This window comes from Leisingera caerulea DSM 24564, from assembly GCF_000473325.1.
GTDB lineage: Bacteria > Pseudomonadota > Alphaproteobacteria > Rhodobacterales > Rhodobacteraceae > Leisingera > Leisingera caerulea.
Genome location: NZ_KI421514.1, coordinates 427,553 through 435,499, shown reverse-complemented (window position 1 = coordinate 435,499; position 7,947 = coordinate 427,553). Strand labels below are relative to the sequence as shown.

Annotated in this window: 11 protein-coding genes and 1 riboswitch; of the genes, 7 read left to right on the top strand and 4 right to left on the bottom strand. The window is 59.5% G+C overall.

All coding sequences use genetic code 11. The features are described 5' to 3' along the window. The first annotated feature begins 261 nt into the window (after nucleotides 1-261). From CAER_RS0126705 to CAER_RS0126690, 5 genes are all read left to right on the top strand, one after another. The gene (locus CAER_RS0126705; RefSeq protein ID WP_027238245.1) at nucleotides 262-498 is read left to right on the top strand and encodes a hypothetical protein; all 237 of its coding nucleotides are present in this window, start codon (nucleotides 262-264) and stop codon (nucleotides 496-498) included. Nucleotides 499-507: 9 nt separating this feature from the next. Further along, entirely contained in the window at nucleotides 508-708 is a 201-nt protein-coding gene (locus CAER_RS0126700) for a hypothetical protein (protein ID WP_027238244.1), read from the top strand. A gap of 361 nt (nucleotides 709-1,069) precedes the next feature. Then, on the top strand, nucleotides 1,070-1,285 hold the full coding sequence (locus CAER_RS0126695; protein WP_027238243.1) for a hypothetical protein: 216 nt from the start codon (nucleotides 1,070-1,072) through the stop codon (nucleotides 1,283-1,285). Between the two features lie 175 nt (nucleotides 1,286-1,460). Beyond that, nucleotides 1,461-1,634, top strand: a complete 174-nt coding sequence (locus tag CAER_RS30855; RefSeq protein ID WP_457911920.1) for a DUF7836 family putative zinc-binding protein — start codon at nucleotides 1,461-1,463, stop codon at nucleotides 1,632-1,634. Between the two features lie 12 nt (nucleotides 1,635-1,646). Next, nucleotides 1,647-1,847 carry a hypothetical protein gene (locus CAER_RS0126690; RefSeq protein ID WP_027238242.1) on the top strand — a complete coding sequence of 67 codons (201 nt, stop codon included), beginning with the start codon at nucleotides 1,647-1,649 and terminating at the stop codon, nucleotides 1,845-1,847. A 583-nt stretch (nucleotides 1,848-2,430) separates the two neighbouring features. Here CAER_RS0126690 and CAER_RS0126685 read toward each other — a convergent pair. The 3 genes from CAER_RS0126685 to CAER_RS0126680 form a co-directional block, all read right to left on the bottom strand. After that, the gene (locus tag CAER_RS0126685) at nucleotides 2,431-2,841 is read right to left on the bottom strand and encodes a type II toxin-antitoxin system HicB family antitoxin (RefSeq protein WP_027238241.1); all 411 of its coding nucleotides are present in this window, start codon (nucleotides 2,839-2,841) and stop codon (nucleotides 2,431-2,433) included. A 28-nt stretch (nucleotides 2,842-2,869) separates the two neighbouring features. Next, nucleotides 2,870-3,058, bottom strand: coding sequence for a type II toxin-antitoxin system HicA family toxin (locus CAER_RS30815; protein WP_084299662.1), 189 nt, complete (start codon nucleotides 3,056-3,058; stop codon nucleotides 2,870-2,872). 397 nt (nucleotides 3,059-3,455) lie between these two features. Beyond that, nucleotides 3,456-4,676, bottom strand: a complete 1,221-nt coding sequence (locus tag CAER_RS0126680; RefSeq protein WP_245597429.1) for a tyrosine-type recombinase/integrase — start codon at nucleotides 4,674-4,676, stop codon at nucleotides 3,456-3,458. 48 nt (nucleotides 4,677-4,724) lie between these two features. Then, nucleotides 4,725-4,804, top strand: a riboswitch (SAM riboswitch). A gap of 60 nt (nucleotides 4,805-4,864) precedes the next feature. On the opposite strand from CAER_RS0126680, the gene metZ reads away from it, so the two are divergent. Beyond that, nucleotides 4,865-6,055 (top strand): O-succinylhomoserine sulfhydrylase, encoded by a 1,191-nt coding sequence (gene metZ, locus CAER_RS0126675; protein ID WP_027238239.1) that lies wholly within the window; start codon nucleotides 4,865-4,867, stop codon nucleotides 6,053-6,055. A gap of 117 nt (nucleotides 6,056-6,172) precedes the next feature. On the opposite strand, the gene CAER_RS0126670 is transcribed toward metZ, so the two are convergent. Beyond that, a complete protein-coding gene (locus tag CAER_RS0126670) occupies nucleotides 6,173-6,961 on the bottom strand; it encodes a HalD/BesD family halogenase (protein WP_027238238.1) in 789 nt (262 codons plus the stop codon). 110 nt (nucleotides 6,962-7,071) lie between these two features. Between CAER_RS0126670 and CAER_RS28575 the strand changes: the two genes are divergently transcribed. After that, nucleotides 7,072-7,923, top strand: a complete 852-nt coding sequence (locus tag CAER_RS28575) for a LysR substrate-binding domain-containing protein (RefSeq protein WP_161631112.1) — start codon at nucleotides 7,072-7,074, stop codon at nucleotides 7,921-7,923. Nucleotides 7,924-7,947: the final 24 nt, after the last annotated feature.

Genomic DNA, 7,947 nt, shown 5'->3' with positions numbered 1-7,947 from the left:
CACCCGATACACTGAAGGCGGCAACCCCGAAGTGTCAGAGTGGCCAGAGGCCGAATTCCTCACCGTAGGTTTCGGTCCGCAGCGCGTTTGGGTTCCGCCCCATGTCCTGTCCTGACGTGGCGCCGCGGGCGCGGTATGTGCCAAGTGCCGGGTTTCTGGCGATGCTCGCGAAGCTAAAGGCTGAGGTTGAAGCGAAAGATGAATACACGCGCCGCCAGCTTGAGGCGGTGTTCAGTCAGTCCAAGTAAGGAGCAAGGCGATATGGCGTCACGGGATCTGATCAACGAACAGTTCGTCGCTCATGGTGCGCGCATGGACCGTGTTGCCAATTGCCAGCACTGTGATCAGGGCGGCCCAGTAACGCCGGAGCCGACGAAAACTGGGGTTCGGATCGTGTGCAATTACTGCTGGACGAAAACGCCGCCATTCAAACACATTAACGATGCCGTCGATCGCTGGACCGAAATGCAGCGTGCGGCGAAACAGGAGTCCAAATAGGAGCGAGGTATGAGTGCCAACAGGATTGAAGTTGTGCGGCTGGCCGACGGGCAGGTGAGCGTGCGAAAGGGGTCTTGGTTCGACGTGTTTGACGAGGGCCGCAGGGAGCCTTGGGCAACTTGGTATGAGCAGATGCATGCAGAATACGGATATGACGGCTACCTCGATATGGCCAAGGCTTTGCGGTCGTTGCCGCCCCTGGCTGCATAGCCTGCAAGGGAGCCAGGCAATGGATGCTCGAGACAGACGGCAATTCCGTGTGGTGTGCGAACGCCTGGCTGTAGCTTTCCGGAGCGTCGCTGAGGCTGGAGGAGACGATTTTCCGTTTTGCCCACTGGATGCCGCCGCGCGCGCTGATGCGGCCGCGGCGGAACTTCGCCAGGGCCCAAAGTTGGTGAATTCCAAATAGGAGTGCGGCCCGCGAAGGTGGTAAAACACGCACTAGTTACGCGCGGGCCGCTGCCCCTGTCGGCTAGGGGCAAGTTGATGGTAGGGCGATTTCTCGCCTTTCACGGGGAATTTTCGAAACGACCGCTCAAGATGGGGCTGTCTGAAATAGGAGAATGGTATTATGCCGCTTACTTTTTCGGGTGAGCAGGGAAGCTCTCAGGGGTTTGAGATGCTTCTTGAAGCATTTGATGGAGACAAGCGCGTAGTCGTTGTGACCTCCAGCGAAGCTATCGAGGACCACGGGCTACACGCTGTGCAGTCAAAGGCTGAGGAAAAATACGACGCTGGGATGTTTGGTAGTGACGGGCGCCTGCGGGTCCTCACAACGGATTTCTAGTGCTGGGTGCTCCAGCCGTCCAAAAAAAAGGAGTGTGCAACCCGCAGGACCAATCAATCCCCCAATTGGTTAACTCGCGGGTTGCAGCCCCATGTCGCCATGAGGCTTACTGTAGGTAGCGCTGGCTGAATGTTGATCAACTTGGGCTGGCCGAGGTTCAGTAAAGGGGGGGGGAGTGTTCCATTTTTTCAGCAACGCCAGTGAGGCTTGGGCGGAATTCGAGTGCCCTGTGTGTTCTATAGATATGGATTTCGAGCTGAGCGATGTGCCGGCCGAGGGTGAAGTGTTCGAATGCCCAAATTGCGCAGCGCATCTGACTGTGCACCATCTAAAGAGTGAATCAAGCTAAGGAGGGAAGCCGTTGATTTACCAATTGTTTGTTGAGGGCGCTCTTGTTGCGAAAGGTTGCAAAACGCTTGCCGAGGCTATGGCATATGCCGATGAGGAGATTTGCAAGAAGTCTTCGTGCCGCATTGTTGCTATCGGCCACGGTGCCACCTTGCCTACCCCCACTCAGGAGTGGCGCTATGACTACAAGGTGCAAGACTGGGTTCAGAGCTAGCTGACCAGATCGTCGAGCGGCCTGCGAAAGAACTATATCAGGTTGTGCAGGCCGCTCTGCCCCACCCCTCGGTAAGTTGCGGGATGGTAGGGGAGCTAGGGCTACACCTAAAATTGTCCAGTTAAGGAGCAGCGGCTCATGGCAAAATGGGAAATAAGACACTGGGATGGAACTTCAGAGAAGAGCGTGGGGGAGATGCCTGGGAACCTGAGTGAAGGGGAAATTCTTCAAGTTCTCCAGCGCTTGGCCTGCATATCATTGAAACCGCAAGAGATCTTAAGCGCTTCACTTCGGCGTGGAAGTAGGCAGCGCTCTGCAGTGTTGGATCGCGCCGGATTTGGCTTGCCGGTTCAAGTTGACAGTGGCGATGGCTTTTATTCAGCGAACCTGGTCGAGTAGCAGATCCAGAAAAGGAGAGCGGAAGCCAAGCGAGCGACCCGCCGGGCAAATTTACCGCCGTAGACGGTGTTGCGGGCCGCTCTATCCCACCCCGGTTAGTTGGGATAGTGGAAGAGTAGGGCTGAACTGGAGAAACTCCAGATAAGGAGAGCAGGGCCCCGGCAAATCGCCGGGGCCTTTGGCTTCAGGCGGCCTCTGCAGTAATCTCGACGTGCATTCCTAGAGCTTCGAAAGCTTCCTCGACCTGGGTCAGTTTGCTTTCGTGGTTCGGATCAAACAGCCGGTCAACCTTTGTGCGCGACCAACCAGTTGCCCGTTGAAGGTCTGCGCGTGTCATTCCTGCCGCGTTGAGCGCCCAATAGAGCTGCAGCTTGATACTGAGGGTCAGAGGGATAGAGGCGCCGCCGCCGGCGGAGGGTGGGGGAATTTCCTGAAACGCGTCCATCCGGGCAGCAATGGCTTCCAGAATCGCATTCCGGCCATTCGCTATGGCTTCCTCCTCGCTGGCCCCGAAGGATGTAACCTCTGGCAAATCGGGGCAGGTCACCAGAAAGGTGTCGTTGTCGTCTGGGGTCAGATCAATCGGGTAAAACATGTAGCCCTCCGTGGCTGGTAACCCCGGCCTATTTAAGGCCGAGGTCTTTGAGTATCTTGTTAACAAGGCCGGTTCCGAGTTCTTTTCTTGAGCCGTGCATGGGCAACTGTGAAGTTTTGTCGCCTAGCTTTACCGTCTTGTGTCCACTTCCGCCCTTATGCGTTTCGAAGGTGCATCCGTGGCGCTTGAGTAGCTTCTCCAGTTCTTTGCTGTTCATAGGTATATATTACACATAAGTGTGTAATCAAGTAAACAGAAGTGTGTAATATTTTGTCCAAACCACGCAAGTTTGTAGCTTGCGTACCGGGCTTCCGCCCGGGAAGCGCCGTTCGAGCTGGGGGGGGGCTGGGAGCTTCTGCAGCCCAGTGATCGGTTGGGCTTATTTGGTTGCCTTATCGGCTGCGCCCCACCAGTTCTGCGCGTAGAAGGGGCGGCAACGCTCCCGCATGTTATCTGGCGAGACGCGATCCTCAGGACAGTCTGCGGCAATAACTGAAAGCGCTTGCGGCAGCTCTGTGTCGCCTCCTACTAGGTCGGTGAACCTGCTCTTTCGGTACTTTCTGTACCTGCAGCAGTAATCGCAGGAAATTTCGACCATTGGCAGCGGGTAGTCTTTAGCCTTCATCTGCGTCCGCTTCCTTGGCTGGTGCGATACGGGCGAGCCATGGCCAGCCTTCGAACCGGTCACCGGTGGCGCGGATATGGCTGTACCTCTGCAGGCTCTGCCAGCTCCGGTGGCCAGATACGCTGGCTACCTGAGGGATGGTCTTTCCCATTTCGAACAGGCGGCTCACGCCCTCATGCCGTAGATCGTGAAACCGCAGATCATCTATCCCCAGCAGGGCGCATGTTCTGATGAATGACGCCGAAATGTTGTTCGCGCGGTGCCGGAAGATGGGTTCTTCCGGGCCGGTGTCGGGCATTGTCTCGATGATGCGCACTGCCTCTGGTGGCAGCTCGCACCAAACATCATTCCCGATTTTCTCGCCGGGGTTCTTCATATCCCTGACCAGCACACGACTATGCTCCTGGTCGAGATCCTGCCATTTTATCCGGACGATTTCGTCTTGCCGCCTGGTCGAGAAAATCGCGAAAGGGATGATCTTGTTCATAGGCATGTGCCCGCGCGCGGCGCTGTCTTGGTAGTGCGTCATGAGCTTTTCGAGCTCGTCCATAGTCGGCCGGCGGTCGCGCCTGTTTGACTTGGAAATCAGGCCCAGCCGCTTACACACGATCAGGGCATCATTGATGGCAGCCGGGTCGAGGTCGATCTGCCAGGCGGGACGTGCCATTCTAAAGACGGGGGCGAGGTGTGACAGGTAATTGCCGACTGTGGAACTGGCTCGGCCTTCCCCGATTTCGCGGGCCAGGTCGACAATGTGCTGGCTGGTGATTTCGTCGCAGGGCTTTTCCGCTATCGGCATTTCCTTAAGCCGGTTCAGCACCTGTGCCTTTGACCGGCCGTAGGTCTTCTTGTGATCGTCGATGTATTGGTTGATCGCGTCGGCGAGTGTCTTGCGTTTCCCGCGGGCCTTTTCGAGTCCGCCCGGGGCGCGAAGCTCTTTCTCACGCCGCTCCATCCAAGCTTTGGCGGTTGAGCGCCTGGGGAATTGGCGGGATTCTCTGTGCGTTGGTTCGCCCTTGCGTTTGATAATGATTTGGGCCTTATAGGCGGTGCGTCCGTCTGAAAGCTTGCGTTCTGCGATCGTACCCATATTGCCCCTTCGATCCTTGGTATGCCCTGAGTGTTGCGGTATGCCTTCGGGGCATAACATGGTTGGCAAATGATCAGAAAAGCAAGAAAATAACGGGCGAAAACTGGCGAAGGCGGTCAAGTAAAATCAAAGGTTTGCCGCCCAAGCTTCTGAATTATTGAGGTTTCTTGCCTCAAGCGTGGGCGATTTGTTACCGGATTGCGGGCCACGTTAAACAATCCCGCTAAAGAGGTCAGGACGTGAAGGACCCCCTTTCGCTTGGCCGATCGGGGGTTTTTTTGTGCGCTATAGGCGCGAGGAGACAGAAGATGAGCGACAACTGGAACAGCCGCACCAAGCTGGTTCATGGCGGCACCCGCCGCAGCCAGTACAACGAGGTGAGCGAGGCGATCTTCCTGACCCAGGGCTTTGTCTACGACAGCGCCGAGCAGGCCGAGGCGCGGTTCATCGAGACCGGCCCGGATGAATTCATCTATGCCCGTTACGGCAACCCGACCGTCGACATGTTCGAAAAGCGTATCGCGGCGCTGGAAGGGGCAGAGGATGCCTTTGCCACCGCCTCCGGCATGGCGGCTGTGAATGGCGCGCTGACCTCGCTGGTCAAGGCGGGCGACCACATCGTGTCGGCCAAGGCGCTGTTCGGCTCCTGCAACTATATCCTGGCGGATGTGCTGGGCCGCTTCGGGGTTGAGGTGACGTTCATCGACGGCACCGATCTGGAAGCCTGGCGGCAGGCGGTGCGCCCGGACACCAAGGCGGTGTTCTTTGAGAGCATGTCGAACCCGACGCTGGAGGTGATCGACATCGCGGGCGTGGCTGAGATCGCCCATGCCGCGGGCGCCACGGTGGTGGTGGACAACGTGTTCTCGACCCCGGTGTTTTCCAACGCGATCGAACAGGGCGCCGATGTGGTGATCTACTCCGCGACCAAGCACATCGACGGCCAGGGCCGGGCGCTGGGCGGTGTGGTGCTGGGCACCAAGGACTACATCCGCGGCACGCTGGAACCCTATATGAAGCACACCGGCGGCTCATTGAGCCCGTTCAATGCCTGGGTGATGCTGAAGGGGCTGGAAACACTGGCGCTGCGGGTGAATGCCCAGGCCGAAACCGCGCTGAAAATTGCCGAAGCCCTGAACGGCCATCCGGCACTGGCGCGAACCATCTATCCGGGGCTCAAGGACCATCCGCAAAACGCGCTGGTGCAGACCCAGCTGGGCGGCAAGGGCGGCACCGTTTTGTCGCTGGACCTGAAGGGCGGCAAGGCGGCGGCTTTCAAGTTCCTGAACGCCATGACCATCCCGGTGATCTCCAACAACCTGGGCGACGCCAAATCCATTGCCACCCACCCGGCCACCACCACCCACCAGCGCCTCAGCGACGACCTGAAGGTCGAGCTGGGCATCACACCCGGCCTGGTGCGCTTCTCGGTGGGGCTGGAAGACGCAGACGATCTGATTGCCGACCTGACAGCGGCGCTGGAGGCCGCGCAGGCTTGACCCCGTTACAGCCGGAAAAACATTTATTCATCTGGCTGAAAATATCCTCGGGGTGAATTGAGCCGGAGGCTCAAGAGGGGGCAGACAGCCCCCTCTTTTCTTTCAGCGGGGGCCGGCTCAGGAGGCGCGGCCGTAAAAGCCGATGTTTTCCTCATCGCTGAACCGCACGCCCGGGCGTTCGTAGAAGGTGAAGACGGCGATCACCCTGGTCTTGCCGCCTTTGACGGTGCCGACCCGGTGGGGTGAATTCTTGCCGCGGAAGATGTTCAGCGTGCCGGGCGCCAGGGTGATCGAGCGCATGTTGGGGTCTTCACCCTTCAGCAGCCGTTCGACGCCTGCGTAATTCGGATCGTCATCACTGCGCAGCTCGGGGCTGTAGATGAACTCGCCGCCTTCCTCAGGCGCTTGCAGCAGCATGGTGGTGGTGAATTCAGAACGGTCGAAATGCCAGTTCAGCGCCTGATCGGCTCCGTAGGACATGATGTTCAGCCGCGCCAGCGGGTCGTCCATGGTGTAAAGCGCGGGCTTGTCCATTGTGGCGGCGAGGAATTCGGCAAAGGGCGGCCAGTCGTACAGCCGAAGCACAGGCGAGTCCGGGAACTGGTCGGCACACAGGGTGAAGTTCGAGGTCTCCACCTTCTGCAGGGCCGGGTGGTCCGAGGCCAGCCCCTCGACGCGGTCCTTGAAATAGATGTTGTGCCAGCGCTTGTGGTGGAAGCTTTCGGTCTCGAACTTGCCTTTCAGCGCGTCGGCTGCGCCTTGGGCCACCTCCGGCTTCATCAGCCCCTCCAGGCTGAACATGCCGTCGGCGGCCAGCTCAGCACGGCAGCGGTCCACCAGCGCCTGCCATTCCGGGGTGCCGGGGCGGTCGAGCGGGTAACGGTCGAGATCAAGAATATCGTGCATGGGGTGGTCCTTGGATCTTGATGGTCTTTTGTAAAGCCTGCGCGCTGCGCGGACATCTGACCACTATAAAATATCTTGGCGAGCATAAGCATTTCTTGCACTGTGCCGCCATGAAGCTGCCGCCCCTGAACGCCCTGCGCGCCTTTGAATGCGCTGCCCGGACCGGGAGTTTTTCGGCTGCGGGGGCGGAGCTGGGGGTGAGCTCTGCTGCGGTGTCGATGCAGGTCAAGAACCTGGAGGACTGGCTGGCGCTGAAGCTGTTTGTCCGCCGCGCCAATCAGGTGCGGCTGACGGATGCGGGGCGGGATTACTACCAACGGGCGGCGGTATCGCTGGCGGAGATCGCCAGTTTCACCGAAGCGATGACCGAAGGCGCCAAAAGCCGCCCGCTGGTGATTTCTGCCACGCCTGCATTGGCGCAGCTGTGGCTGCCGGAGCGGCTGAAGCTGTTTGCGCAGGCGCGGCCTGACGTGACGGTGCGGCTTCGGATCGAGGATGACAGGATCGACCTGGAAGCCGAGGGTATTGATGCGCGGCTGGCCTATGGCGGCGAGCATCCGGAGCACCGGACGCAGGCACTGTTCAAGGACCGGCTGGTGCCGGTCGGAGCGGATCCGCAGGCCGATGTGCGCAGTGCGCCGCTGGTCGAGGTTGCCTGGGGCGAGACGATTTCCTCGGTGCCGGGCTGGCGGCAGTATTTTACGCAGCATGGGATTGAGCGCCCCAGCCTGGCGGCGGCGATCGGGCAGTCGGTTCCCTCTGTCGTGTCGCTGGTGCAGGCGGGGCTGGGCATTGCGCTGCTGCCGGAGCAGGTTGTGGGCGGCGAACTCCGCGCGGGCAGGCTGCACCGGCTGGAGGGGCCGGCGCTGGAGATGGCGCGGCCTTATGTGCTGGTCACTGCGCATTACAAGTCGCGTTCGCGGCGCTTGAGGGCGCTTGCAGAGGCGTTGGGGGTCCGATAAGGCGCCGGTTCTGCCGCAAATGGC

Coding starts and splice junctions, on each gene's coding strand:
- CAER_RS0126705 (WP_027238245.1), top strand. CDS start 262: ATGGCGTCACGGGATCTGATCAACGAACAGTTCGTCGCTCATGGTGCG.
- CAER_RS0126700 (WP_027238244.1), top strand. CDS start 508: ATGAGTGCCAACAGGATTGAAGTTGTGCGGCTGGCCGACGGGCAGGTG.
- CAER_RS0126695 (WP_027238243.1), top strand. CDS start 1,070: ATGCCGCTTACTTTTTCGGGTGAGCAGGGAAGCTCTCAGGGGTTTGAG.
- CAER_RS0126685 (WP_027238241.1), bottom strand. CDS start 2,841: ATGTTTTACCCGATTGATCTGACCCCAGACGACAACGACACCTTTCTG.
- CAER_RS30815 (WP_084299662.1), bottom strand. CDS start 3,058: ATGAACAGCAAAGAACTGGAGAAGCTACTCAAGCGCCACGGATGCACC.
- metZ (WP_027238239.1), top strand. CDS start 4,865: ATGAGCGACAACTGGAACAGCCGCACCAAGCTGGTTCATGGCGGCACC.
- CAER_RS0126670 (WP_027238238.1), bottom strand. CDS start 6,961: ATGCACGATATTCTTGATCTCGACCGTTACCCGCTCGACCGCCCCGGC.
- CAER_RS28575 (WP_161631112.1), top strand. CDS start 7,072: ATGAAGCTGCCGCCCCTGAACGCCCTGCGCGCCTTTGAATGCGCTGCC.